Origin of the sequence: Clostridium phoceensis (assembly GCF_001244495.1) — a bacterium.
GTDB classification, from domain to species: Bacteria; Bacillota; Clostridia; order Oscillospirales; family Oscillospiraceae; genus Lawsonibacter; species Lawsonibacter asaccharolyticus.
On record NZ_LN866274.1, the window covers coordinates 721,975 to 745,747 of the forward strand.

The following is a 23,773-nucleotide window of genomic DNA, read 5'->3' on the forward strand; positions in this document are numbered from 1 at the left end:
CGGGCCGGGAAAAGAAGTGGGGATTCAGCGCTCCAGGGCGGTCCGCATGGAGGACAGGGCCCCGGTCCGCCCCAGGGCGGCAACCAGGATGCCGGCCAGAATGGCGCCGGCCACAGTGGAGATGAGGAAGGGGACGATGTAGGCGTAGAAAGCCACCGTGGCGGCGTCTGCACCGGTAAACAGGATGGCCACGGGATAGGCGGCCAGGCCGCCGATGATGCCGGTGCCGAAGACCTCCCCCACCAGGGTGGCGGGGAGGTTCCGTGTCTTCCAGAACACCAGTCCGCACAGCAGGGCGCCGCACATGCTGCCTGGGAAGGCCATGATCGTGCCAAGCCCCAGCAGGTTTCGGATCAGGCTGGCGCCGAAAGCCACCCCGACTCCGTACCAGGGGCCCAGCAGGACAGCGCACAGGACGTTGACCATATGCTGGATGGGGGCGCACTTGCTGGCCAGGACGGGGAAAGTGAACAGGCTGCCCACCACCGCCACGGCGCACAGAATGCCGGCAATGGCCAGCTTTTTGGTGTTGCTCTGATTCATGGGAAAGTGCTCCTTTCAAAATGGATGGGGAAACACACAAAAGCAGACAGCGTCTCCCCTTTTTCCGGCCCCGAGGGGCCACAAATCGGGTCCCGGAAGGACAGACAGGGTCCTCCCTGGGTTCGGTCGGGGCTTACTGGCCCCCTCTCACGCCGGAACACGGCTTCCCATCGCTGCTGTATGCGGCCCGGGCACAGGGCGCTCCCCCTCTGCCCGCTCCCGGCCAGGCCGGGGCGCCGATGTGTCTCCTCACGCTCCCTTCGGAAAGGATCAAAAAACGGGGTGCCCGGTGGGCACCCCGTCTGGTCACGGCCAGCATGACTCCCTACGGTGGCATGACCCACATCAGGTGAAGGGTCGAAGCGCTCAGCTTCCTCTCAGCCCGCTGCCGCAGGCTCCCCTGTCTTTTGCAACTGTATTATGGGCCCGGAGGCCCGGTTTGTCAAGAAAAATTTTCGGACCCTGGCGCGGCGGACCCTGGAGGGAAGGAGAAGGCCGTCTGTCAGACCTCCCGCTGTCCCTCTAGGATCTCCATGAACTCCCGCCCGGTAATGGTCTCGTGCTCATAGAGGTACTGGGCCAGCTGGTGGAGCTTTTCCTCGTTGGTTTTCAGCAGGTCCATGGCCTTCTGGTACTGGGTGTCCACCATCTCCGTCACCTTCCGGTCGATGCGGGCCTGGGTCTCCGGGGAGCAGGCCAGGGCAGCATCCCCGCCCAGGTACTGGTTGCTCACCGTCTCAAAGGCCACGAAGCCGAACTCGTCGCTCATACCGAAGCGGGAGATCATGGACCGGGCCAGCTTGGTGGCCTGCTCGATGTCGTTGGAGGCCCCGGTGGTGATGGAGTGGAAGACCAGCTCTTCGGCGGCCCGGCCGCCGGTGTAGGTGGCGATCTTGTTCAGCAGCTCATCCTTAGACATGAGGAAATGGTCACCGTCGTCCACCTGGAGGGTATAGCCCAGCGCGCCGGAGGTGCGGGGGATGATGGTGATCTTCTGCACCGGGGCGGAGTGGGTCTGGAGGGCGGCTACCAGGGCGTGGCCCGTCTCGTGGTAGGCCACGATCTTCTTCTCCTGGTCGGAGAGCACCCGGCTCTTCTTCTGGTATCCTGCGATGACCACCTCCACACTCTCCTGCAAGTCCTCCTGAGTGGCGTAGGGGCGGCCTGCCCGCACCGCCCTCAGAGCGGCCTCGTTGACGATGTTGGCCAGCTCTGCGCCGGAGGCCCCGGCAGCGGTCTTGGCAATGGGTTCGAAGTCCACGTCCTCCGCCAGACGGATCTGCTTGGCGTGGACCTTCAGGATATCGATGCGGCCCTGAAGGTCGGGCAGCTCCACCGGGATGCGCCGGTCGAACCGGCCGGGGCGCAGCAGGGCGGGGTCCAGACTGTCCGGGCGGTTGGTGGCGGCCAGCACCACCACGCCCTTGGAGCCGTCAAAGCCGTCCATCTCGGTGAGCAGCTGGTTCAGGGTCTGCTCCCGTTCGTCATTGCCGCCGATCTGGCCGTCCCGCTTCTTGCCGATGGTGTCGATCTCGTCGATGAACACGATGCAGGGGGCCTTGTCATTGGCCTGCTTGAACAGGTCCCGCACCTTGGCGGCACCCCGGCCCACGAACATCTCCACGAACTCGCTGCCGGCAATGGAGAAGAAGGGCACGTTGGCCTCGCCGGCTACCGCCTTGGCCAGCAGGGTCTTGCCGGTGCCCGGAGGGCCTACCAGCAGGGCGCCTTTGGGCAGCTTGGCGCCGATCTGGCGGTACTTCTCCGGGTCGTGGAGGAAGTCCACGATCTCGCTGAGCAGTTCCTTGGCCTCGTCCTCGCCGGCCACGTCGGCAAAGCGGATTCCAGTGGATGAGGGGACATACATCTTGGCATTAGAGCCGCCGCCCATGCCGAACATCATGCCGTCGCCGCCCATGGATTTTTTCATCCGTCTGTTGATGAACCAGCCGATGAGCAGGAAGGGGAGCAGGGGCAGGACCCAGCCCACCAGGATGGAGGTGAGCAGGCCGGGCTGGGTGTCGATCTCCTGGAACTGGGCCCCATTCTCATAAAGGCGCTGGGTCCGGTCAGGGTCGTTGGTGGCGGTGGTGCGGTAGACCTTCTCGTTGGTCTTGTCGGTAAAGGTGATCTCATCCCCCTCGATTTGGACCTGGCCCACATTCTGCTCATAGGTCATGGACATGAACTGATCGTAAGTCACATCCTGGACCGGGGTCTCCAGCATGGCGGGGAACAGGGTCAAGTTCAGCACCATCAGAATGAGCAGAGCCACCAGGTAGTAATAGACCAGAGGCTTTTTAGAGGGCTGCTTCACTTCTTTCATAGCGGTTTCCCATCCTTTTTCATCAAAATGTGTGGAATCGAATCGGACTGGCTGAGTACGGTGCGCACATTGTGCTCTATCTTCTGAGCGATCTTCTCCATCTGCTGCTGTTCCTCCAGGGTGACATCCTGGAGCAGCAGACAGAAGAACGCCTCTCCTGCCCGACGGACCTCTTCGCTGAAAGGCCGGGCAGGGGACAGGAGTCGGAGATGCTGGATCCGCCGGTCCCGGGGGTCGGGCAGCGCCTCCAGCCATCCCCGACGCACCAGACCCTCCGCCGCCCGGGAGACAGCGGATTTTTTCAGCAGCTGAGTCTCGCAGATGTCCCGGGCGGTGTCCAGGGTTTTATCACAGGAGAGCAGGAACATCACCTCTGCCTCGGTGCGGGAGAGGGACCACTCCTGAGCCAGCTCGTCCAGCATCCGGCAGTAGAGGCGGCGGAAGGGCTGGCCGGTCAGGGCGGTCTCCAAGGGGGAGAGCATAGGCACACCTCCGATAGTTCAAAAAGAAACTGTTCTGATGGGAACAGTATAGACCGGGGCGGGGGCGGCAGGGTGAATGGAGTGTAAAAAATATTTGTATAAATTATGAATTCTCCAGGCGGGACTTGCCCTTGAAAAGAGGGGAAAAGTCGGCTACAATTAGGTCCAGTGTGAGAGATCATTATCGTGAGGAAGTGAGACCTGTGTCAGAACACAGTGGATCGGGGGAGCGGACCCTGTATGACCTGACCCCCGGGGAGAGCGGGATGATCCTGTCGGTGGGCAACCAGTCCGGGGCGGTGAAGCGCCGCCTGGTGGACATGGGGCTGACTCCTGGGACTGTGGTGAAGGTGACCAAGATCGCCCCTCTGGGCGACCCCCTGGAAGTGAGCCTGCGGGGGTATGAGATGTCCCTGCGCCGGGCGGACGCGGCCCAGATCCGGATGGGACAGCCCAGGAGGACGGAGCGGGGCGGGACCGCCCGGGGTGCCATGACCCGGCACGTGACCGACCCGGAGACCGCCCGCCGCCAATTGCGGGACCACGAGCACGAGCTCCAGGAGCACGGGGGGAGCTATGACCCCACTGCCCACGACACCCGGCCCATGCGGGTGGCTTTGGCGGGCAACCCCAACTGCGGCAAGACCACCCTCTTCAACGCCTTGACCGGCTCGAACCAGTATGTGGGCAACTGGCCCGGAGTGACGGTGGAGAAGAAGGAGGGCACCGCCCGTCTGGGCGACAAGACCCTGACCATCGTGGACCTGCCGGGCATCTACTCCCTGTCTCCCTACTCCATGGAGGAGATTGTCGCCCGGGATTTCATCATCGGGGAGGCCCCTGACTGCATCATCGACATCGTGGATGCCACCAACCTGGAGCGCAACCTGTACCTTACCGTCCAGCTGCTGGAGCTGGAGCGGCCCACGGTGCTGGCCCTGAACTTTATGGACGAGGTGGCCAAACGGGGGGACCAGATTGATGTGGAGCGGCTGTCCAAGGAGCTGGGCATCCCAGTGGTCCCCATCACCGCCCGCACCGGGGAGGGGCTGGAGGAACTGCTCCACACCGCCCACCGGCAGATGCACCTGGGCTGCACCGTAGAGCCCGACGACCTGTATGACGCCTTTACCCACGACATCCACCACCGGATGGGGGAGCTGCTCCACGACTACGCCTATGCCGCCGGCCTGCCCGCCCACTGGGCCTCCATCAAGCTGCTGGAGGGGGACGAGCTGGTGGAGCGGGCACTGGCCCTGCCTGAGCCGGTGCAGGAGCAGCTGGACCGGGTGGTGGCGGAATACGAAAGCGCCAGTGACCTGGGTGACCGGGAGACCCTGGTGGCGGACAGCCGCTACCAGTACATCGAGCGGGTGGTAGCCGCCTCAGTGACCAAGGGGCAGAAGCCGGGGGAGCTGACCCTCAGCGAGAAGGTGGACAAGGTGGTGACGGGGAAATATCTGGCCCTGCCCCTGTTCCTGTGCGCCATGCTGGTGATGTTCGTCATCACCTTCGGCCCCTTCGGCTCCTGGCTGTCCAATCTGGTGGCGGCGGGCATCGACACATGCTCCGCCGCGCTGGAGGAGACTCTGCTGGGGGCGGGGGTGTCCCAGGTACTGGTGAGCCTGATCTGTGAGGGCATCATTGCCGGCGTGGGGGGCGTGCTCTCCTTCCTGCCCCAGATCGCTCTGCTGTTCTTCTTCCTGTCCTTTCTGGAGGACATCGGCTATATGTCCCGGGCGGCCTTCATCATGGACCGCCTGCTGCGGCGCTTCGGCCTGAGCGGGAAGGCGTTCATTCCCATGCTCATGGGCTTCGGCTGCTCGGTGCCCGCCATCATGGGTGCCCGGACCATGGAGAACGAGAAGGACCGGCGGATGACCATCCTGCTGGTGCCCTTTATGAGCTGCTCCGCCAAGCTGCCGGTGTACGGGCTGCTCTCCTCGGCTTTCTTTGGACCCTGGGCCGGGCTGGTGGTCTTCGGCCTGTATGTCATCGGCATGGCGGCGGGCATCCTGTCCGGCCTGCTGTTCAAGCATACCCTCTTCGCCGGGGAGCCCGCCCCCTTTGTGCTGGAGCTGCCCCCTTACCGCCTGCCCTCCCTGCACAACATGCTCACCCATGTGTGGCAGAAGGTGAAGGGCTTCCTCATCAAGGCGGGCACCCTGATCCTGCTGATGAGCATCCTGCTCTGGCTGCTCCAGTCCTTTGACTTCTCCCTGCATATGGTGGAGAACGAGGCGGACAGCATGCTGGGTGCCCTGGGCAGCGTCATCGCCCCCATTTTCAAGCCCCTGGGCTTCGGCTTCTGGCAGGCGGCGGTGGCTCTGCTCACCGGCCTGATCGCCAAGGAGATGGTGGTCAGCTCCCTGTCCATGTTCTACGCTTTCCCGCTCACTGCCACCGGCGCCCAGGTGGCGGCGGCCATGACGGGGTTCACCCCCCTGTCTGCCTTCTCTATGCTGGTGTTCATCCTGCTGTACGTCCCCTGCGTGGCGGCGGTGTCTACGCTGGCCAAGGAGATGAACAGCACGAAGTGGACCCTGTTTTCCATCGGGTGGCAGCTGGGGGTGGCCTATGTAGCCTCTCTGCTGGTCTACCAGGTGGGGAGCCTGTTCCTATAATTGCTCAAGGAGAAGATGCCCATGATACGACTGATCGCGCTGGACCTGGACGGGACCCTGCTGGACCCGGCGGGCCGGATCACCCAGGCGTCCAAGGATGCCATCGCCCGGGCCCGGGCGGCGGGGGTGCGGGTGGTGCTGAATACGGGACGCCCGATCCAGGAGGCGGTTTGGTTCGCCAGGGAGGCGGGCTGCGATGCGCTGCTCTCCTGCCTGGGGGGCGCCGCCGTGGTGGACGGTGTCCGGGGGGAGACCCTGCGCCGCTGGGACATGCCGGAGGAGTCGGGCCGCCGGGCGCTGGAGCTGTGCCTGGGCCGGGAGATCGAGCTGATGATCTTTGCCGGGGAGGAGATCGTGGTGGACCCCTTTTCCAAGGAATCCCTTTCCCGGACCTACCCCTTCCCCATCTTCCACTCCGCCGCCGTGGTGGCGGAGGACCCGCGGGCCTATCTGGAGGAGAGGGGGCTGCCGCTGACCAAGGTGCACGGGGACTGGAACCAGGCCCGCTACCCCCTGGAGGAGCTGGGCGCGCTGCCCGGGGTGCAGCTGACTGCCTCCAATGACCACGACTTTGAGCTGGTGCCCGACCGGGTGGACAAGGGGCGGGCCATGGCCCTGATCGCGCTGCTGTACGGCGTCCCCCTGGGGGAGACCGCCGCCGTGGGGGACAGCGACAACGACCTGTCTATGCTCCGGGCGGCGGGGCTGCCCATCGCCATGGGCAATGCCCCGGCAGCGGTGCGGGAGGCGGCCCGGTGGACCGCCCCCTCCAACCAGGAGGAGGGAGTAGCCTGGGCCATCTCCCGCTGTCTGGAGGAAAATGAGTGGGAAAGGGGAGAAAAGGGATGAATTTTGATGAATTGATCCAAAAAGAAGAGAAGGCCCTGCTCCGGGATCTGAGAGAGCTGGTCCGCATCCCCAGCGTCTCGGTCCCCGGGACGGGGCGGGCCCCCTATGGGGCGGAGTGCCGGCGGGCGCTGGACTGGTTCCTGTCCAGGGCGTCGGAGATGGGCTTCCAGACCCGGGACGTGGACGGCCACTGCGGCTGGTGTGAGTACGGGGAGGGGGAGGAGATGGTGGCTGTCCTGTGCCATCTGGATGTGGTCCCCGCCGGAGACGGGTGGCACTACCCCCCCTATGACTGTACCTGGGCGGGGGGGCGGATCTACGGCCGGGGGGTCATCGACGACAAAGGGCCCGCGGCGGCGGCCCTGTACGCCCTGAAAGCGGTGCGGGACAGCGGCGCCCCCCTGCACCGCCGGGTGCGCCTGCTGGTGGGGTGCAACGAGGAGAAGGGCTCCTCCTGTATCCGCCACTATGTGGAGGCCGGCGGAGAGATCCCAGTGATGGGCTTCACCCCGGACGGCATGTACCCCATTATCAACGGGGAGAAGGGGATCGCCGTGGTGGACTTCCGTCGGGCACTGGCCCCGTCCCCCCGGTCCATCCGCTGCATTTCCGGGGGGACCGCTCACAATGTGGTGCCTGACCGGGCCCGGGCGGAGCTGAATTGGCCGGAGGAGGAGCGGTCCGCCGCCTGCGCCCTGACGCTGGACGGCGTCCGGGTGACAGAGACAGCGGAGGGACTGCTGGTGGAGGCGGAGGGCCAGAGCGCCCACGGCTCCACCCCGGAGAAGGGGGTCAACGCCATCGGCCGCCTGCTGCTGGCCCTGAAGGAGCTGGGGCTGGATGGGGACTCGGGCCAGGCTGCCGCCTTCCTGGCGGATGTCCTGGGGGAGGAGACCCGGGGCGAGGGGCTGGGCATTGCCATGTCTGACCAGATCTCCGGGGCGCTGACGGTGAACCTGGGCATCATCCGGGGCGGCGGGGAGGAGCTGTCCCTCACCCTGGACCTGCGCTGGCCCGTCACCGCCCGGTATGAGGACTTTGCCGACAGGCTCATGGGGGCCATGGAGCGGGGCGGCTTTGCCGGGGAGCGCACCGAGGGGCAGGACAGCATCTACATGCCCCCGGAGAGCCCGCTGGTCCAGGCGCTGTCCAAGGTGTACCGGGAGCAGACCGGGCAGGAGGCGGAGCTGCTCTCCATCGGGGGCGGCACCTACGCCAAGGCATGTCCCAACCTGGTGGCCTTCGGGCCCCTGTTCCCCGGACAGGAGATGACGGAGCACCAGCCGGACGAATATATGGAAGCGGACACCCTGCTGAAAAACGCCCAGATGATGGCGGCCGCTATTTGGGAACTGGCCAGATAGTACAGAGCACCCCCCGGAGCCAAGGCTCCGGGGGGTGCTCTGCTTCCAGGGAAAAGCCTAGATTCCGGTCACGGCTGCCTGGGCTTAGGGGCGGGCTTGGGCTTAGGGGCGGATCTGGACAGGGTCTCCAGCACCAGCATCAGCTGCTGCCGCTGCTCCTCTGGAAAGGCGCGGTACAGGGTGAGGAGCCTGACCTCGTCGGCGGGGAGCTCCTGAGCGGAGACGGGCAGGTGGAGCAGCCGGTCCGCCGACACCCGGTAGAGCCGCAGCAGGGTGGTCAGGGTCTGAAGGTCCGGCTCCGCGATGTTGTTCTCATAGCCGGAGAGCGTTTTGTTGTTGATGCCGGTGAGGTTCATCACCTGGGTCTGGGTCAAGCCCCTGCGCTCCCGCGCCAGCCGCAGGGCGTATCCGAGTTCTTCCATAGCTCTGACGCTCCTTTTGCCCCTATTTTAATGCAGAACAGGACGATCCCTCTGGTTATTCTTAGTAAAAAAGAAAATATTATTGACTTCTTAAAAAATAGGAATTAAAATGAAAAGGCTTATCCAGTGGACAAAATGTGGGCCAGCCACAGATTTTGCTTGACCTTCCCCCTGGGGGAAGGTGTAGAGTCAGGACTCAGGCAGATGCAGCGGAGGAGCCGGTTTAAGAAAATTTTAATTTTTCTTATGTACTGTACTTAAAGATTCTCTGATATGGTAAAAAAGAAAAGCATATGGGGCCTCTGACAGAGACTGGGGCGGGGGGACGGAATATCCGTCCGCTGCAGCCCGTACGGCGGAGAAGGATTGTGAACATTTTTTGAAACCTGGAGGGGGGCGATTGACAGAAAAATGAAGGGGGACTATACTGTGTGACAACTTGTCATGTGAGGAGGCGGGACGGGAATGCCCAGCAAGACCTTCTTCCACCTGCCCGCGGAGAAGCGGGAGCGGCTGCTGTTGGCCGCTGAGGAGGAGTTTGCCCGTGTGCCCTATGCTGAGGCGTCTATCAATCGGATGATCCGGGCAGCGGGGATCCCCCGAGGCAGCTTTTACATGTACTTTCGTGACAAGGAGGAGCTGTTCCACTACCTCCTGAAGCGGTATCAGGACGGGCTGCTCCAGCGGCTGGAGCGGGTGCTGGAGGAGCAGGGAGGCGATCTGCTCGGGGCGCTGCCCGCCCTGTTCGATGATCTGCGGGCCCAGCGGAAGCACTGGGCCGGGCTGGCCAGGATGCTCAGCCGGAACTCGGACATGCGCCTGGGCCTGCGGCTGAGCCCGCTGGATCGGCCGGATCTGGGGGAGTGGCTGGAGCGGCGGGTGGACCGGGCCAGGCTGGACCTGCGGGGGGAAGAGGACTTGATGGACATCTTCCGGATCCTGATATACATCTCGGCCACTGCCATGACACAGGCGATCTTTGAAGAGGACAGCGGTCCGGCCCGGGCGCGGCTGTGCGCCCAGCTGGACATTTTGAGACGGGGGACAGCAGCCCCGTCCGCGACCAAGACATAAAGGAGATTCAAGGTATGGAAGCAACACAGGTAAAAACGGAAGAGGCGGTCCAGGCACCGGGCAAAAAGGAACCGCCCAAGCTTAAGGTGCCCAAAAAGAAGAAAAAATGGCTCAAGCGACTGATTATCGCGGTGGTAGTGCTGGCGGCCATTTTCCTGATTTTTATCCGGCCCATGATGAGCGCCGGCCAGCAGTTCGTGGCGGGCACCTATCTGCCTGAGACAGCCCAGCGGCAGGACCTGAGGATCTCCGTGTCCAGCACCGGGACCATCACGCCCATCGACTCCTACAAGGTCTCCGCCCTGGTCAACGGGGAGATCGTGGAGGCTCCCTTTGAGGAGGGCGACTGGGTAGAGAAGGGCGCTCTGCTCTACCGTTTTGACGCAGAGGATGCCCAGAACGCGGTGCAGCAGGCCCAGCTGAGCGTAGCGCAGGCGGAGCTGGGTTACCGCACCGCTCAGGAGAGCGTGAACCCCTACTCCACTGCCAGCGGCATCGTGCAGAAGCTCTATGTCAGTGTGGGCGACCCGGTGGCGGTGGGCGACCCCATCGCGGACGTGGGGGACAACACCACCATGACAGTGGAGATCCCCTTCCACAGCGCAGACGCCGCAGGGCTGTACGTGGGCCAGACGGGCACACTGACCATTGAAGGGACGATGGAGACAGTGACCGGCACCATCGAGAGCATCTCCGGCGCCGACGAGGTGGGTGCCGGAGGCGCCTTGATCCGTCAGGTAAAGTTCCGGGTGAGCAATCCCGGCGGACTGACCGGCACCACCGCCGCCACCGCTGTGGTGGGCAGCGTGGCCTGCGCCGGAAGCGGCACCTTCAGCCAAAGCACCGGCCAGACCGTGGTGGCACAGACAGCGGGGGAGATCACCGCCCTCCATGTCACCTCCGGAAGTCCGGTGTCCTACGGCACTGTGCTGGCCACCATCGGCGGTACTGCCGCGGAGACCACCCTGGAGAACGCCCGCATCGGCGTGGAGAACGCCAAGCTGGCCCTGGACAGCCGGCTCCAGGCCCTGGAGAACTATGAGATCACCGCCCCCATCTCCGGCACCGTTATCGAGAAAAACTTCAAGGCCGGCGACAACGTGGACAGCTCCGCGGTGACCTCCGCGGGAGGGAACCTGGCAGTGCTGTATGACATGTCCACCCTGACCTTTGAAATGAAGGTGAATGAGCTGGACATCAACAACATCCAGGTGGGCCAGGAGGTAGAGATCACCGCCGACGCTCTGGAGGGTATGACCTTCAAGGGCTATGTGGACAAGATCAACATCAACGGCACCACGGCCAATGGCCGCACCACCTACCCGGTCACCGTGGTGGTGGAGGGCACACCAGAGGAGCTGAAGCCGGGCATGAACGTGTCTGCCGAGGTGCTGGTGGAGGACGCGGGCAACGTGCTGTGCGTGCCGGTAGAGGCGGTCCAGCGGGGCAACACCGTGCTGGTGGCCGGTCAGGGCGCCCTGGATGAGAGCGGCAATCTGGTGGACCCCACCAAGCTGGAGGAGCGCCCTGTCACCCTGGGCCGCAGCAGCAGCGAGTACATCGAGATCCTGGACGGCCTGGAGGAGGGCGAGACGGTCTATGTTCAGAATATCGCCTCCAACGCTATGGCCATGATGATGGGCGTGGGTGGCTGAGCGTATGGAACACCTGATCGAATTAAAGGACGTCTACAAGATCTACCAGATGGGAGAGGAGACCGTCCATGCCTTGGACGGCGTCAGCCTGACCATCGACCAGGGGGAGTTCGTGGCCATCGTGGGCTCCTCCGGCTCGGGAAAGTCCACGGCCATGAATATCATCGGCTGTCTGGACGTGCCTACCTCAGGGACCTATCATCTGGGCGGGATCGACGTGTCTACCATGGACGACGACCAGCAGGCCGAGATCCGCAACAAAATGCTGGGCTTCATCTTCCAGCAGTATAACCTGATCCCCAAGCTGAACGTGCTGGAAAACGTGGAGCTCCCCCTGCTCTATGCCGGGGTGGACGCCTCGGAGCGGAAGGAGCGAGCCATGGCCTCCCTCCAGCGGGTAGGGCTGGCGGACAAGTGCAGGAACCTGCCCTCCCAGCTCTCCGGCGGCCAGCAGCAGCGGGTGTCCATCGCCCGGGCCCTGGCGGGTAGCCCGTCGGTCATCCTGGCTGACGAGCCCACCGGCGCACTGGACTCCCGCACCGGTCGGGAGGTGCTGGGCTTTCTGAAAAAGCTGAACCGGGAGGGGGACACTGTGGTCCTCATCACCCATGACAACTCCATCGCGGTGAAGGCGGACCGCATCGTCCGCCTCCAGGACGGAAAGATCATCTACGACGGCGATGCCCATGACCCCAGGGCCGTGGTGCGGCCCGAAGAGATGGAGCAGGACGAGCCGGCGGCAGGCGGATTTTCGGACGCCTCCTCGGCGGAACAGGAGGCGGGCGCATGAACTTTGGACAGTCCTTCCGCCTGGCCCTGAAGTCCCTGATGACCAGCAAGATGCGGGCTCTGCTCACCATGCTGGGCATCATCATCGGCGTGGGTGCCGTCATCGTTATCACCAGCCTGGGCAACGGCATGCAGAATATGATGAACGAGCAGTTTGAGAAGCTGGGCGCCAATCTGGTCCAGGTCCAATTGTTTATGTACGGGGGGGACTCCCGTTCGGTGGACCCAGACGATATGTATGAACTGGTGGATAAATATCCCCAGTACATCTCCGGCGTGACCCCCTATGTCTCCGCTCAGCTGGCGGTGCGGCAGGGGAGCGAGGATTTTGAGCGCACCAGCATTTATGGTGTGGGTGAGACCTTCCTCAACGAGAGGGGGGCCACCATGAGCGGCCAGAACCTGGGCAAAGGCCGATTTATCTCCTACATCGACGCTGCCCGCTACCAGAACGTATGCGTCATCGGCGCTTATCTGGAGGAAGAGGCCTTCCAGGGCGACGCCCTGGGCAAGCAGCTGTCCATCGGCGGGGAGCACTTTACCGTTATCGGTGTGCTGGAGAAGAACAGCGACATGAGCGAGGGGAGCGGGGACGACATCATATACCTCCCCTACACCACCGCCCTGCGCCTGAGCGGGAGCGCGGACGCCAGCATGTACATGTTCACCAGCACCAGCAAGGACACAGCTGCAACGGCCAAGGGCATCATCGAGAACCGGCTGTACAAGACCTTCCAGAGCAGCGACTACTACTTTGTCATGACCTCCGCCGAGATGATGGACGCCATGAACGCCATGATGGGCACCATGATGGCGGTGCTGGTGGCCATCGCCGCCATCTCTCTGCTGGTGGGCGGCATCGGCATTATGAATATCATGCTGGTCTCCGTTACCGAGCGCACCCGGGAGATCGGCATCCGCAAGTCCCTGGGCGCCAAGCGGAAGGATATCCGCGGGCAGTTCATCATTGAGGCCGGCACCACCTCAGCCATCGGCGGGGTGCTGGGCATCCTGGTGGGGATCGGTCTGGCCAGTTTGGCCGGTTCCCTCATTGGAGGCATGATGACCAGCAGTATGGGCGGCGGGAGCACCTTCAGTGCGGTGCCTAACCTGAGCTCGGTGGCCGTGGCTTTCGGCGTGTCCGTGGGCATCGGCATCCTGTTCGGCTATCTGCCGGCAAAAAAGGCGGCCGCCCTGAACCCCATCGACGCCCTGCGCTATGAATAAGGAGGAGAAACACAGATGAAAATCAGACGATTTTGCTCCGGCCTGCTGGCGGCAGTGCTGCTGCTGGGCCTGATGGTCCTGCCGGCAGGAGCGGCTGCCGCGTCCACAGTCTCCACAGAGGAGGCCATCCAGGTCATCAACGCCCTGGGCATCATGGTGGGCGATGAGAGCGGTGAGTTCCACCTGAACCGCCGGGTCACCCGGGCCGAGTTTATCACCATGGCGGTCAACGCCACCGGCACCGGGGATCAGGTGGGGGAGGCATCCACCTCGCCCTACCCCGACGTGCCCCGGACCCACTGGGCCGCCGGCTATGTCCAGGCGGGGGTGCAGGCCGGGCTGATCTCCGGCTATTTGGATGGGACCTTCCGCCCCTCCAACCAGATCACCCTGGCGGAGGGCGCTACCATCGTCCTCAAGCTGCTGGGCTACACCGCAGAGGACTTCTCTGGGGCCTATCCCACCGGCCAGCTGGCCATGTACCGCAACCTAAAGCTGGACCGGGGTGTCACCGCCCAGAAGTCCACCGACGTGCTGACCCGGCAGGATACCCTGTATCTGTTTTATAACCTGCTCTCCACCAACACCAAGGAGGGCACCCCCTATATTAACAAGCTGGGCTACTCACTCAACGCCGCCGGTGAGGTGGACCGGGTGGCCCTGGTCAACGGCGTGATGGAGGGCCCGGTGGTGGCGGCCGGCAGCTGGCAGCAGTCCGTCCCCTTCGATGTGGACAGCGCCCGGGTGTACCGGGACGGCGCCGCCTCCTCCGCCAAGTCCATCCAGAACAACGACATCGTCTACTGGAGTGAGTCCATGCAGACCCTGTGGGTGTACACCGACCGGGTGGCCGGCACGATCCAGGAACTGAGCCCCACCCCCTCCAACCCCACATCCGTGAAGGTGGCAGGCCAGACCTATGAGATTGAGACAGCCTCCGCCGCCTACGAGCTGTCCGACCTGGGCAGCTATCAGGTGGGGGACACCGTCACCCTGCTGCTGGGCCGGAACGGCGGCGTGGCCGCTGTGGCCGCCGCCTCCGCCTCTCAGGACGGCAGCAAGATCGGCATCGTCACTAACCTGAGCCGCGGCACCTACTCCGGCTCCGGGGCCAACTCCTCCTACACCGCTGACACTGTGACCATCCTGGCCACCGACGGCCGCACATACAGCTATCAGTGGACCACCGACTACTTCAAGCTGGGCAACCTGGTCCAGGTGGTCATCAGCAGTGAGGACGGCTCCGTGTCCCTCAAGCGGCTGAGCGAGACCGGCAAGCTCTCCGGCAAGGTGTCCTCCGACGCCTCCAAACTGGGCAGTTATCCCTTCGCAGACGGCGTGGAGATCCTGGACACCTATGAGGGCACCGGCGTAAGGATCTATCCCGAGCGTCTGGCGGGGCTGAACGTGACCACCGATATGGTGCGCTACTACACCCTGAACGGTGCGGGTGAGATCACAAAGCTGATCCTGAAGGACGCCACCGGCGATATGCACAGCTACGGCATCATGACTGATGTGGTGGACAGCAGCCCGGAGGGCGGCGTCAGCGTCATCGTGAGTTACACCATGGATCTGGCGGGCGAGACCGTATCCCTGCCCGGAATGAGCGTCAAGTACGGCGTGAAGAAGGGCCCTGTGGTGGTGATGGGCAATGTCCAGGCCCCCGATAAGATCCGGCAGCTGACCGAGGTGGAGGCTGCCCGCGTCAGCGGCAACACTGTCACGGCCGGCAACCGGACCTACCTCATGTCCGACAACGTGCTGGTCTATGAGTACAGGGGCGGCGACTACTACCTGTCCTCCCTGGACCGGGTGAAGGACGGCGGTTACGAGCTGTCCGCCTGGTATGACCGCTCCGAGAAGGACGGCGGCCGTATCCGAGTCATCGTGGCAAAATAAGCTCCCATAAGATAAGGAGGGCGCCCCGCTGTGCGGGGCGCCCTCTTCGGGACCGTAACAAGCGGATGCCCCAGCGGGGCATCCGCTTGTTTCTGCTCAAGAGCCTTTTGTGTGTTACCGCCCCCGCAGGGGACAGGGTGGAAAAAAGGAAAATTCAGCCCCAGAACACAAAAGGGGATCGGGGGTCACAAAGAGAGATCAGCCTGCCGGCGGTCTTCCTGAACCAGCTCGATGGCCTGCTTGCCGGTCATGTGCTCGATGGAGAGCGACACAAGGCACAGTCCGCCGGCCTCCCGGCGAATGGCCTCCTGGCGATGCTCCGGGCTGTCGCCGGGGCAGTATTTCTCCGCCAGGAGCCAAATGGCAGCTTGTTTCTCCGCCTCGTCCTCCAAAATACGGGTCCGGCCGAAGGCGATGACGCTGCGAAAGTAGGTGGTGTACTCCGGGGGGACCACCTGATCCTGATCGATGACGCAGAAGGACGCCTTGCTGCACCGACGCAGGGCGTCCAGCTTGTGCCCTGCCTTGGCACAGTGGAAGAACAGCGTTCCCTCCTGATACACATAGCTGAGGGGGACCGCATAGGGGTAGCCGCCGTCGCCGGCCACGGCCAGGACGCCGGAGGTCCCCCGGGACAGGATGGCGGCGCAGTCCCCCTGAGAGAGCTGCTGGCGGTGCCGCCGCATGGGTCGAAACATGGATCTGCCTCCTTTTTTGTAAGATCTGCAACCACATCATACTATATAAGAGGACCCGGCGCCGTGAGAGGCGCCGGGCAGGGTCAGCAGGGGAGTGGCTGGATGGGCGGCAGCTCCTCCGGCAGGAGAGCAGATGGGGCGGAGCGGGGAATGAGAGAGATCAACCCCTCCTCTCGCCGGGCCGTCAGTTCCAGCAGAGCGCACAGGTCCTCCAGGGAGAGGTAGAACTCCCCCTCCCACTGGAAGGGCAGGCTGCTGAGCGCGAAGGGGCGGTCGTCCCGCTCCCCGGTGAGAGAGCCGGCGGTAAGGACCACGGAGCCCTCTTCGGCGGGGAGGACCAGCTGGTCCCCTGAGATGGCGGCGGTACGGCCGAAGGCGGCGGCCACCGCCTGGGCGGGCAGCCAGCAGATGCCGTCCAGAAGGATGGGGACGGCCTCCAGAGGCATGTCCCCGGCGCAGAGCGCTGTATGGGGCCTGTCCACTGCCCTGCGGGCCAGGAACTCATCGTAGGTCAGGCCGCTCTCCCGGACCTGGAGAGCCAGCGTACGCCCCACAAAGCGGTAGTGCCAGGGTTCAAAGCAGAAGCCGGTAATGTCCTCCCTGCCTTCCGGATAGCGGAGGATGAAGCCGTAGCGCCAGCAGTTCTCTATGAGCCAGCGGTAGGTCGCGGTGGTCTCGAAATGGGCACTGCGGCTGGCGGTATTGATGTCCAGGGCCAGGCCGGTCTGGTGCTCAGAGAAGCCCGGCCGGGCGGAGTAGGTGTCGGCCTCCACGCCGTCCTGAGCGGTATACCGGCGGTACAGGGAGTCCTGATAGGAGTAGGAGCGGTAGGCGGAGACGCTGTAAAGGGTGATGCCGTCCTCCCGGGCCGCGTCGGCCATCCGCATGAAGGCCGCGGCTGCGGCAGGGGCCAGGGAGCCCCCGGAGGGGGCGTACCGGGCGGGCAGGCTGTGCAGCCGGGGGACATAGCCGTCCGGCAGCGGGTGGTATTTGTTGACCAGGACGGAGAGGCTCTCCGGCTCCTCCGCCTGGGATACATCGCCGTAAAAGGTCCCGTCCAGGCCGATGTTCACCCGGGTGACCACGTCCTCCGGGGAGAGCTCCGGCCAAAGGGCGCCGTAGGCAAGATAGCGGTCCAGCAGCTCCGGGCGGTAGTAGGAGAGGGACTGACAGGCCACCGCCCGGGCGAGGGTGTCCGGGTCCTGAAGGGAGGGGCGGGCGAGGACTGTCTCCTCCCCGGAGGCGGCGGGGAGAGACCGAACAGGGACGGCAGCGCTGGTGAGCAGGGAGACGGAGAGGACCAGGGCCGCCGCTCCGGTCAGGATGCGCAGGGGAGCATGGTTCATAACTGGGAGACCTCCTGAGTAGAAGAAGAGACGGGGCCGGTCCGGCCGCAGAGGGCCAGGAACCAGCGGAAGATGGGAGCGCCGTCCACCGTGTCGGGGCGGAGAAGGGGGCCGCTCATCCGCTCCGGGTGGAACTGGACCCCCAGAATGGGGAGGGAGGGGTGCTCTATGGCCTCGGGAACGCCGTCCACTGCCCGGAGGGTAAGGACCAGCCCTGGGGCGGGGCAGTCCACTGCCTGGTGGTGAGAGCTGTTGACGGAGAAGCGGGGGCCGTAGAGGGTGTGGAGCAGGCTGCCCGGCTGGGCGCGGACCGGGTGGACCTGGTCCGCCTGGGGGTGGGTATGGGAGGGACGCCGGACGTCCCCCAGGTCCTGAAGCAGGGTGCCCCCCAGAGCCACATTAATGATCTGCATGCCTCGGCAGACCCCCAGGATAGGGCGGCCCGCCTGATAAAAGGCGCGGAACAGCTCCAGCTCCGCCTGGTCCCGGGCGGGGTCCGGGGGCTGGGAGCCCTGGTCGGGCTGTCCGTACAGGCCGGGGTCCAGGTCGCCGCCGCCGCACAGCAGCAGCCCGGCGCAGGACAGGTCCGGTGGGGGGCAGTAACCAGAAACAGGCGTGCCGCCCGCGGCGCGGACGGCACGGACATAGTTGGACATCTTTCCATCCGCACCTGAGATCAGGATGCGGGGAGAGAGGACTGCGTCACACATGGGAACTCCTTTCAGGGCGCCTCAGGGCGCCTGGGTAGGGGCCTGGTCCAACTGAGCAGAGCGCAGGCGCACCAGCTGAGCGATCATCTCCACGGCGCCATTGATGCCGGTGATGGAGGAGTTGAGGGTCAGGTCATACCGGCGCATCTCCCCCCAGGTGTGGCCGGTGTAATAGTTATAGTAGTTGGCGCGGCCCCGGTCCATCTGGATGATCCGGCTCTCCATGTTGTCGGAGGGGATGTGATACTCCGCCACACAGCGGTCGATCCGGCTGGCCATGTCGGCATGGATAAAGACTTTGATGCAAGCGGGGTCTTCCCCCAGAATGTAGTCGCTGCACCGGCCCACGATGACGCAGGGCCCCTCCGCCGCCAGCTCCCGGATCACGTCGGCCTGGGCAAAAAATGCCTGATGGCTGACCGGGATGCCCTGGTGGGTGAAGGTGGGGACGCCGATGCCGATGGGGGCGATGTTCAGGTGGAACCGGCTGCGGGCCCGCTCCTCCGCCCGGGCGATAAAGTCGGGGGAAAGGCCGCTCTTCTCCGCAGTCTTTTGGATCAGTGTGCGGTCATAACAGGGGATGCCCAGGCTTGCGGCCAGCTTCTTGCCGATCAGGCGGCCGCCGCTTCCAAACTCGCGGCTGATGGACACGACATAGTTGCTCATGAGACACGCCTCCTTATAGTGTGGCTTCAGGTACGGGCGAGGCTGTTCATCCGTACCTCCTGTTTCTTTATATTATAGCGCAATTTGAAGAAAATGACAACGAAAATCTCAGGCCCCTCCAGGTTGACAGGAAAAGAAAATCTAGGCATAATCAAAACAGAGAGGAGGCGGTCTGATGGAGGAGACCCGCTGGAAGGAGAAAAACCAATATCTTGGGCTGACGGAGGACGGCCGCCGGGTGAGGCTGCTGGACCAGAGCCAGCTTCCCAACCGGGAGGTCTGGCTGGAACTGGAAGAGCCGGAAGAGCTGGCGGAGGCTATCCGCACCCTGCGGGTGCGGGGCGCCCCAGCCATCGGCGTCTTTGCGGCGTATGCCCTGTATGTGCTGGCCCGAAGACTGGCGGACCGGGCGCCGGTGGAGGCGGCGTTCCGTACCCGGCTGCGGGAGTGGGCTGCCGGCCTGGCGGCCACCCGGCCCACGGCGGTGAACCTGCGCTGGGCGCTGGAGCGGATGCTGGCCCGGGCGGACCGGACGGCAGGGCCGCCGGAGCAGATCGTCCAGGTGCTGGAGCGGGAGTGCCGGGCCATCCACCGGGAGGATGGGGAGATGTGCCGCCGGATCGCGGAGCACGGTCTGACCCTGGTAGGGGAGGGGGACGGCATCCTGACCCACTGCAACGCCGGGGCACTGGCCGCCTCCCGGTACGGCACCGCCCTGGGTCCCATCCTGCTGGGGCAGGAGAGGGGGAAAAAGCTGAGGGTCTTTGCCGACGAGACCCGGCCCCTGCTCCAGGGGGCCCGGCTCACCGCCTGGGAGCTGGCCCGGGCCGGGGTGGAGGTCACCCTGATCTGTGACAACATGGCCTCTATGGTGATGAAGAACGGCTGGGTCCAGGCCTGCTTCGTAGGCTGCGACCGGGTGGCGGCCAACGGGGACACTGCCAACAAGATCGGTACCAGCGGCCTGGCGGTCCTGGCCCGGTACTACAATGTCCCCTTCTATGTGCTGGGCCCTACCTCCACTATCGACTTGGACTGTCCCACCGGGGCGGACATCCCCATCGAGGAGCGGGACGGGGAAGAGATCCGCTCCCTCTGGTACCGGGAGCCCATGGCGCCAGCGGAGGTGAGGTGCTGGGACCCCGCCTTCGACGTCACCGACCACAGCCTGATCTCTGCCATCGTCACGGAGGGAGGCATCTGCCGTCCCCCCTTCGGGGAGAGCCTGCGGGAGCTGGTTTCCCGGGAAAAGGGGGATGCGCCGTGAGCTGGAGCCGAGAGAAGCAGGAGCTGCGGCGGAAGATCTGCCAGGCCGCCCGCCAGATAGCCCAGGCGGGCTATGTGGCTGCCAACGACGGGAACCTGTCTGCCCGGTGCTCCGATGGCGGGGTGCTCATTACTCCCTCGGGGGTCTATAAGGGAGACCTGGAGGAGGACATGCTGCTGGAAGTGGATCTGGAGGGGCGGGTGCTGTCCGGAACAGGGAGGCCCTCGTCCGAGAGCCCGATGCATCTGGCTCTCTACCGTACCCGGCCTGAGGTGGGAGGCGTAGTCCACACCCACGCTCCATATTCCGTGTTTTCGGCCAACCTGGGGGAGGACCTGACCGAGCCCATCACCGCGGACTGGGCCCTGCTGCTGGGGCCGGTCCCCGCCCTGCCCTGGCTGCCCCTGGGGACAGAGGAGCTGGCGGGGGCGGTGGCCCGGGCGGCGGAGGGGCACAGCGCAGCCCTGCTGGCCCACCACGGGGCGGTGACCTGGGGACGGGACGTGGTCCAGGCATGGTACCGGACCCAGGCCCTGGAGCAGTACTGCAAGCAGCGGTATCTGGGCCTGCTGCTGGGACGGCCTATCCCGGTCCTGGAGCCGGAGGAGGTCAGGGAACTGACGGTCCGCCGTCTGGCGGGAGAAGAAAGGAGAAATTGATATGAAAAACAAGTTGCTGCGCAATGGTGTGGAGATGCCCGAAGTGGGATTCGGGACCTGGAAGGCAGGGGAGACCGACGGCTTCGCGGTGCTCTCTGAGGCCATCCGGGCTGGCTACCGGCATATCGACACCGCCTCCGCCTACCACACAGAGGAGGCGGTGGGCAGAGCGGTGGCCGCCTCCGGGGTGGACCGGTCGGAGTTCTTCATCACCACTAAGGCGTGGAAGGACCAGCTGGGCTACGACAGGACCCTGGCCGCCTTTGACGCCTCATGCCAGGCGCTGGGGATGGACTATTTGGACCTGTACCTGATCCATTGGCCCAGGCCGGACGCCGCCTGCGAGGAGTGGAAGGAGCTGGACCGGGGGAGCTGGCGGGCCATGGAGGAGCTGTACCGGGCCGGCCGGGTCCGGGCCATCGGGGTGAGCAACTTCCTGCCTCACCACCTGGAGAACCTGCTGGAGGTGTGTACAGTGCCCCCCATGGTGGACCAGATCGAGTTTCATCCCGGCTATGTCCAGTGGGAGACGGTGGAGTTCTGCCGGGCCAGCCAGATCCTGGTGGAGGCATGGAGCCCCCTGGGCCGCCAGAGGCTGGCGGATGATCCCCTGCTGGCGGAGCTGGCCGGAAAATACGGGGTCTCCCAGGCCCAGATCTGCCTGCGCTTCGCCCTGGACTGCGGCGTGGTTCCCCTGCCCAAGTCGGCCGACGCTGGACGGATGCGCCAGAACCTGGCGCTGGACTTTGTCCTGGAGGCGGAGGACTTGGAGCGGCTGCGGACCATGCCCCAGACAGGCTGGTCCGGCCTGCACCCGGACAAGTGAGCCGGCGGGACAGAAGAGAGCCCGTCCTCCCCCGCGCATGCGGGGAGGACGGGCCTTTCCGTATCTATTCGTCAGACTGGTACTGGGCGCAGACCTCCAGCACAAAGTCCCAGAACCGCTGGACCGCGGGCAGGACCCTGCGGTCCTTGGGGCGGAACATATAGAGCATGCGGTGGGTCTCAGTGTCCGCGATGTAGAGGGGACGGACAGAGTAGAGCCGGAGGCCGAACATGCGGGGCATGATGCCCACCCCTAGTCCCTGGGAGACAAAGCTGGCTAACATGTGGTCGGTGGCCACCTCGAAAGCGACATCTGGCTGGAGATTCTGCTGACGAAACATGGACAGCACCAGATTGCGGGTGGGGCTGGCCTGGTTGTAGATCACCAGCCGCTCCCGGCTCAACTGCTCCAGCGTCACCTGCTCCTGCTGGGCCAGGGGATGTCCGGCGGGGACCACGGCCACCAGCTCCTCGGGCACCACGGGGCAGAACTCAAATGAGCTGTCGTCGAACCGGGTGCCGAAGCCGATGTCCAGGGCGTGGTGGGTGAAATCGGCGGCGATGCGCCGGGTGGGTTTCTCGTCAAAGGTAAAAGTAATACCCTGGTTGTCCGGGTTCTGGTAGAAGTGACTGACGCACCAGGGGATCAGAGTGGCGCTGACAGCGCTGATGAAGCCCAGCCGTACCTGGCCCCGGGTGGGGCTGCACCGGGACTGGGCCACCCGCTTCCCCTCCTCGATCTCCTGGATGGCCCGCTCGGCGTAGGCGAGGAACTCCTGCCCGTACGGAGTGAGCAGGGTATCCCGCCCGTTTTTGTAGAGAAGGGGGATGCCCAGCTCCTCCTCCAGTGCGGCCATGGAGTGGCTCAGGTTGGACTGAGTGACATAGAGGGCGTCGGCGGCCCGGGTGAGGCCCCTGGCCTGGGCGATGGCCTGGAGATAGTAGAGTTGATTCAGATTCATGGGGCCGCGGCCTCCTGTTTCATCGGAATGGAAAAGAGCGGCGCCGGGGGCTACCACGCATAGCGGAAGGACTCCGGGTTGGCGGCGTTGACAGCAGCGGCGTGCTCCAGCAGCCAGGTGCGGAGCTGCTCCAGCCCCTCGTCGCTGATGGGGAACTGGGCGGTGTACAGGATCTCCGCGTTTTCCCGGATGGCCGGTCCGGTCCACAGCTGGGCGGTGAGCTGTTCATCTTTAGGGGTGATCCAGAAGCTGGCCCGCTTCAGGCTGCCACACCAGTTGTTACCGTACTGCCAGTGCATCAGGGTGGGCAAAAAAAGTTCCTGTTCCATGGTCTCTCTCCGGAAAGTCAAAAGTCCTGCCCCAGAGGGGCGCAGGAGCATTGTACCACAGAACAGGGAAAATGAAAACCGCCTCTTGGGCAATGGGGAGAAAAAAGCGGGACACATATGTGTCCCGCTTTTTGTCACAGATTCTGGTCGCTGAGGCGGTGGAAATCCTTGCTGCGGCCGAAGACGTGGGTGAGGGGGAAGACCTTGATGAAGCAGTCGATCCCGCTGTCCCGGATGAACTCCCGCAATTGGACATACTCCCGTGAGTTGCAGACACAGTCCAGCTGGATCTTGTCCGCCTGGGAGTAGCCCCCGATGACCTTGGAGATGGTGGCGCTCTTGCCGATCTCCTCGATGATAAAACGCTCGATGGCCCGGGGGTCCTCACAGACGATCTGGATCTCATAGAGGCGGGGACCCATGTTGAAGATGACGTAGTTCATGCTGTTCACGTAGATGATCTGTCCTACAAAGGCGTAGGCCACCGTGTCCAGGCTGAAGGCTGAGAGCATGATCAGCATAATGACGGCGTCCAGGCAGAGCAGCAGGTTTTTCAGCTCCGCGGCCTTAAAGACCTTCTGCTTGAGGATCTTGCTCAGGGTGTCCGTTCCGCCGTAGGAGTACCCCATGCGGTAGGTCAGGCCTGCGCCCGCCCCGTAGACCACGCCGAAGAACATGACCGCGATCAGCTTCTCCTTCAGAATGATCTCCACCTGCACATGGTTGAGCACCCACAGGACCAGGGGGTAGAGGATGGACAGGAACAGGATGCTGGACACCTCCTTGTACCCCAAGGTCACGGCGGTGAAGAGCAGGATGGCCAGGGTCAGCCCATAGTAGATCAGGGCGTAGTTGATCCCAGTGAAGGTCTCCGCAGTCATGGCCAGCCCGGTGATGCCCGTGACCACAAAGCCGTTGGGGAGGGCGATCCAGTTGACGGCTATGCTGCATATGACACAGCTCAGGACCATATTGAGCAGGGCGGCGGTACGGTGGTGACTTCTCATAAAAAGATGCCCTCCTGTCAGGGAACTGCTGTCCCGATTTCCCGCGT

22 protein-coding genes and 1 riboswitch are annotated in these 23,773 nt (G+C 64.3%); of the genes, 11 read left to right on the forward strand and 11 right to left on the reverse strand.

Annotated features, from left to right (window positions below; translation table 11 throughout):
- Positions 1-24 precede the first annotated feature (24 nt).
- The 3 genes from thiW to BN1969_RS04190 all read right to left on the reverse strand — a co-directional run bounded on the left by thiW (position 25) and on the right by BN1969_RS04190 (position 3,351).
- Positions 25-543 (reverse strand): energy coupling factor transporter S component ThiW, encoded by a 519-nt coding sequence (gene thiW / locus BN1969_RS04180; protein WP_050623155.1) that lies wholly within the window; start codon positions 541-543, stop codon positions 25-27.
- A gap of 305 nt (positions 544-848) precedes the next feature.
- Positions 849-955: riboswitch (TPP riboswitch) on the reverse strand.
- Between the two features lie 90 nt (positions 956-1,045).
- A complete protein-coding gene (gene ftsH, locus BN1969_RS04185) occupies positions 1,046-2,869 on the reverse strand; it encodes an ATP-dependent zinc metalloprotease FtsH (protein ID WP_050623156.1) in 1,824 nt (607 codons plus the stop codon).
- Positions 2,866-3,351, reverse strand: coding sequence for a MarR family winged helix-turn-helix transcriptional regulator (locus BN1969_RS04190; RefSeq protein WP_050623157.1), 486 nt, complete (start codon positions 3,349-3,351; stop codon positions 2,866-2,868). The genes ftsH and BN1969_RS04190 overlap by 4 nt, the downstream gene beginning before the upstream one ends.
- A 203-nt stretch (positions 3,352-3,554) precedes the next feature.
- Between BN1969_RS04190 and feoB the strand changes: the two genes are divergently transcribed.
- From feoB to pepV, 3 genes are read left to right on the forward strand one after another with little or no spacing between them, the layout of a single operon-like run.
- Positions 3,555-5,975 carry a ferrous iron transport protein B gene (gene feoB / locus BN1969_RS04195; RefSeq protein ID WP_050623158.1) on the forward strand — a complete coding sequence of 807 codons (2,421 nt, stop codon included), beginning with the start codon at positions 3,555-3,557 and terminating at the stop codon, positions 5,973-5,975.
- A gap of 21 nt (positions 5,976-5,996) precedes the next feature.
- Positions 5,997-6,824, forward strand: coding sequence for an HAD family hydrolase (locus BN1969_RS04200; RefSeq protein ID WP_050623159.1), 828 nt, complete (start codon positions 5,997-5,999; stop codon positions 6,822-6,824).
- Positions 6,821-8,188, forward strand: coding sequence for a dipeptidase PepV (pepV, locus tag BN1969_RS04205; RefSeq protein WP_050623160.1), 1,368 nt, complete (start codon positions 6,821-6,823; stop codon positions 8,186-8,188). The genes BN1969_RS04200 and pepV overlap by 4 nt, the downstream gene beginning before the upstream one ends.
- A 68-nt stretch (positions 8,189-8,256) precedes the next feature.
- On the opposite strand, the gene BN1969_RS04210 is transcribed toward pepV, so the two are convergent.
- Positions 8,257-8,610 (reverse strand): helix-turn-helix domain-containing protein, encoded by a 354-nt coding sequence (locus BN1969_RS04210; protein ID WP_050623161.1) that lies wholly within the window; start codon positions 8,608-8,610, stop codon positions 8,257-8,259.
- Between the two features lie 465 nt (positions 8,611-9,075).
- On the opposite strand from BN1969_RS04210, the gene BN1969_RS04215 reads away from it, so the two are divergent.
- From BN1969_RS04215 to BN1969_RS04235, 5 genes are read left to right on the forward strand one after another with little or no spacing between them, the layout of a single operon-like run.
- The gene (locus BN1969_RS04215; RefSeq protein ID WP_050623162.1) at positions 9,076-9,684 is read left to right on the forward strand and encodes a TetR/AcrR family transcriptional regulator; all 609 of its coding nucleotides are present in this window, start codon (positions 9,076-9,078) and stop codon (positions 9,682-9,684) included.
- 14 nt (positions 9,685-9,698) lie between these two features.
- Entirely contained in the window at positions 9,699-11,339 is a 1,641-nt protein-coding gene (locus BN1969_RS04220; protein WP_050623163.1) for an efflux RND transporter periplasmic adaptor subunit, read from the forward strand.
- Positions 11,340-11,343: 4 nt separating this feature from the next.
- On the forward strand, positions 11,344-12,129 hold the full coding sequence (locus BN1969_RS04225; RefSeq protein WP_050623164.1) for an ABC transporter ATP-binding protein: 786 nt from the start codon (positions 11,344-11,346) through the stop codon (positions 12,127-12,129).
- Complete coding sequence (locus BN1969_RS04230; protein WP_050623165.1) at positions 12,126-13,355, forward strand: ABC transporter permease; 1,230 nt, start codon at positions 12,126-12,128, stop codon at positions 13,353-13,355. The genes BN1969_RS04225 and BN1969_RS04230 overlap by 4 nt, the downstream gene beginning before the upstream one ends.
- 15 nt (positions 13,356-13,370) lie before the next feature.
- Positions 13,371-15,257 carry an S-layer homology domain-containing protein gene (locus tag BN1969_RS04235; protein ID WP_050623166.1) on the forward strand — a complete coding sequence of 629 codons (1,887 nt, stop codon included), beginning with the start codon at positions 13,371-13,373 and terminating at the stop codon, positions 15,255-15,257.
- A 185-nt stretch (positions 15,258-15,442) separates the two neighbouring features.
- Here BN1969_RS04235 and BN1969_RS04240 read toward each other — a convergent pair whose 3' ends face one another.
- The 4 genes from BN1969_RS04240 to BN1969_RS04255 form a co-directional block, all read right to left on the reverse strand.
- Positions 15,443-15,955, reverse strand: coding sequence for a pyridoxamine 5'-phosphate oxidase family protein (locus BN1969_RS04240; protein ID WP_050623167.1), 513 nt, complete (start codon positions 15,953-15,955; stop codon positions 15,443-15,445).
- A gap of 83 nt (positions 15,956-16,038) precedes the next feature.
- Positions 16,039-17,301: a M15 family metallopeptidase gene (locus BN1969_RS04245; protein ID WP_050623168.1), complete on the reverse strand. Its 1,263-nt coding sequence runs from the start codon at positions 17,299-17,301 to the stop codon at positions 16,039-16,041.
- On the reverse strand, positions 17,298-18,011 hold the full coding sequence (locus BN1969_RS04250; RefSeq protein ID WP_050623169.1) for a gamma-glutamyl-gamma-aminobutyrate hydrolase family protein: 714 nt from the start codon (positions 18,009-18,011) through the stop codon (positions 17,298-17,300). Before BN1969_RS04250 ends, BN1969_RS04245 begins: the two co-directional genes overlap by 4 nt.
- Before the next feature lie 21 nt (positions 18,012-18,032).
- On the reverse strand, positions 18,033-18,677 hold the full coding sequence (locus tag BN1969_RS04255) for a cytidylate kinase-like family protein (protein ID WP_050623170.1): 645 nt from the start codon (positions 18,675-18,677) through the stop codon (positions 18,033-18,035).
- Between the two features lie 175 nt (positions 18,678-18,852).
- Between BN1969_RS04255 and mtnA the strand changes: the two genes are divergently transcribed.
- Genes mtnA through BN1969_RS04270 form a run of 3 tightly spaced genes read left to right on the forward strand, consistent with a single transcriptional unit; the run spans position 18,853 to position 21,429 of the window.
- A complete protein-coding gene (gene mtnA, locus BN1969_RS04260) occupies positions 18,853-19,944 on the forward strand; it encodes an S-methyl-5-thioribose-1-phosphate isomerase (RefSeq protein ID WP_050623171.1) in 1,092 nt (363 codons plus the stop codon).
- Entirely contained in the window at positions 19,941-20,603 is a 663-nt protein-coding gene (locus BN1969_RS04265; protein WP_050623172.1) for a class II aldolase/adducin family protein, read from the forward strand. The genes mtnA and BN1969_RS04265 overlap by 4 nt, the downstream gene beginning before the upstream one ends.
- Position 20,604: 1 nt before the next feature.
- Positions 20,605-21,429 carry an aldo/keto reductase gene (locus BN1969_RS04270; protein ID WP_050623173.1) on the forward strand — a complete coding sequence of 275 codons (825 nt, stop codon included), beginning with the start codon at positions 20,605-20,607 and terminating at the stop codon, positions 21,427-21,429.
- Between the two features lie 64 nt (positions 21,430-21,493).
- Here BN1969_RS04270 and BN1969_RS04275 read toward each other — a convergent pair whose 3' ends face one another.
- From BN1969_RS04275 to BN1969_RS04285, 3 genes are all read right to left on the reverse strand, one after another.
- The gene (locus BN1969_RS04275; RefSeq protein WP_050623174.1) at positions 21,494-22,390 is read right to left on the reverse strand and encodes a LysR family transcriptional regulator; all 897 of its coding nucleotides are present in this window, start codon (positions 22,388-22,390) and stop codon (positions 21,494-21,496) included.
- A 50-nt stretch (positions 22,391-22,440) separates the two neighbouring features.
- The gene (locus BN1969_RS04280) at positions 22,441-22,719 is read right to left on the reverse strand and encodes a hypothetical protein (RefSeq protein ID WP_050623175.1); all 279 of its coding nucleotides are present in this window, start codon (positions 22,717-22,719) and stop codon (positions 22,441-22,443) included.
- Positions 22,720-22,853: 134 nt separating this feature from the next.
- Complete coding sequence (locus BN1969_RS04285) at positions 22,854-23,726, reverse strand: YitT family protein (protein ID WP_050623176.1); 873 nt, start codon at positions 23,724-23,726, stop codon at positions 22,854-22,856.
- Between the last annotated feature and the right edge of the window lie 47 nt (positions 23,727-23,773).

Bases quoted from the DNA above. Each gene is read 5' to 3' on its own strand.
- BN1969_RS04255 (WP_050623170.1), bottom strand. From the start codon at position 18,677: ATGAGCAACTATGTCGTGTCCATCAGCCGCGAGTTTGGAAGCGGCGGC.
- BN1969_RS04245 (WP_050623168.1), bottom strand. From the start codon at position 17,301: ATGAACCATGCTCCCCTGCGCATCCTGACCGGAGCGGCGGCCCTGGTC.
- BN1969_RS04210 (WP_050623161.1), bottom strand. From the start codon at position 8,610: ATGGAAGAACTCGGATACGCCCTGCGGCTGGCGCGGGAGCGCAGGGGC.
- BN1969_RS04250 (WP_050623169.1), bottom strand. From the start codon at position 18,011: ATGTGTGACGCAGTCCTCTCTCCCCGCATCCTGATCTCAGGTGCGGAT.
- mtnA (WP_050623171.1), top strand. From the start codon at position 18,853: ATGGAGGAGACCCGCTGGAAGGAGAAAAACCAATATCTTGGGCTGACG.
- pepV (WP_050623160.1), top strand. From the start codon at position 6,821: ATGAATTTTGATGAATTGATCCAAAAAGAAGAGAAGGCCCTGCTCCGG.
- BN1969_RS04230 (WP_050623165.1), top strand. From the start codon at position 12,126: ATGAACTTTGGACAGTCCTTCCGCCTGGCCCTGAAGTCCCTGATGACC.
- BN1969_RS04240 (WP_050623167.1), bottom strand. From the start codon at position 15,955: ATGTTTCGACCCATGCGGCGGCACCGCCAGCAGCTCTCTCAGGGGGAC.
- BN1969_RS04215 (WP_050623162.1), top strand. From the start codon at position 9,076: ATGCCCAGCAAGACCTTCTTCCACCTGCCCGCGGAGAAGCGGGAGCGG.
- thiW (WP_050623155.1), bottom strand. From the start codon at position 543: ATGAATCAGAGCAACACCAAAAAGCTGGCCATTGCCGGCATTCTGTGC.
- BN1969_RS04190 (WP_050623157.1), bottom strand. From the start codon at position 3,351: ATGCTCTCCCCCTTGGAGACCGCCCTGACCGGCCAGCCCTTCCGCCGC.
- BN1969_RS04200 (WP_050623159.1), top strand. From the start codon at position 5,997: ATGATACGACTGATCGCGCTGGACCTGGACGGGACCCTGCTGGACCCG.
- BN1969_RS04285 (WP_050623176.1), bottom strand. From the start codon at position 23,726: ATGAGAAGTCACCACCGTACCGCCGCCCTGCTCAATATGGTCCTGAGC.
- BN1969_RS04280 (WP_050623175.1), bottom strand. From the start codon at position 22,719: ATGGAACAGGAACTTTTTTTGCCCACCCTGATGCACTGGCAGTACGGT.
- BN1969_RS04270 (WP_050623173.1), top strand. From the start codon at position 20,605: ATGAAAAACAAGTTGCTGCGCAATGGTGTGGAGATGCCCGAAGTGGGA.
- BN1969_RS04220 (WP_050623163.1), top strand. From the start codon at position 9,699: ATGGAAGCAACACAGGTAAAAACGGAAGAGGCGGTCCAGGCACCGGGC.
- BN1969_RS04235 (WP_050623166.1), top strand. From the start codon at position 13,371: ATGAAAATCAGACGATTTTGCTCCGGCCTGCTGGCGGCAGTGCTGCTG.
- ftsH (WP_050623156.1), bottom strand. From the start codon at position 2,869: ATGAAAGAAGTGAAGCAGCCCTCTAAAAAGCCTCTGGTCTATTACTAC.
- BN1969_RS04275 (WP_050623174.1), bottom strand. From the start codon at position 22,390: ATGAATCTGAATCAACTCTACTATCTCCAGGCCATCGCCCAGGCCAGG.
- BN1969_RS04225 (WP_050623164.1), top strand. From the start codon at position 11,344: ATGGAACACCTGATCGAATTAAAGGACGTCTACAAGATCTACCAGATG.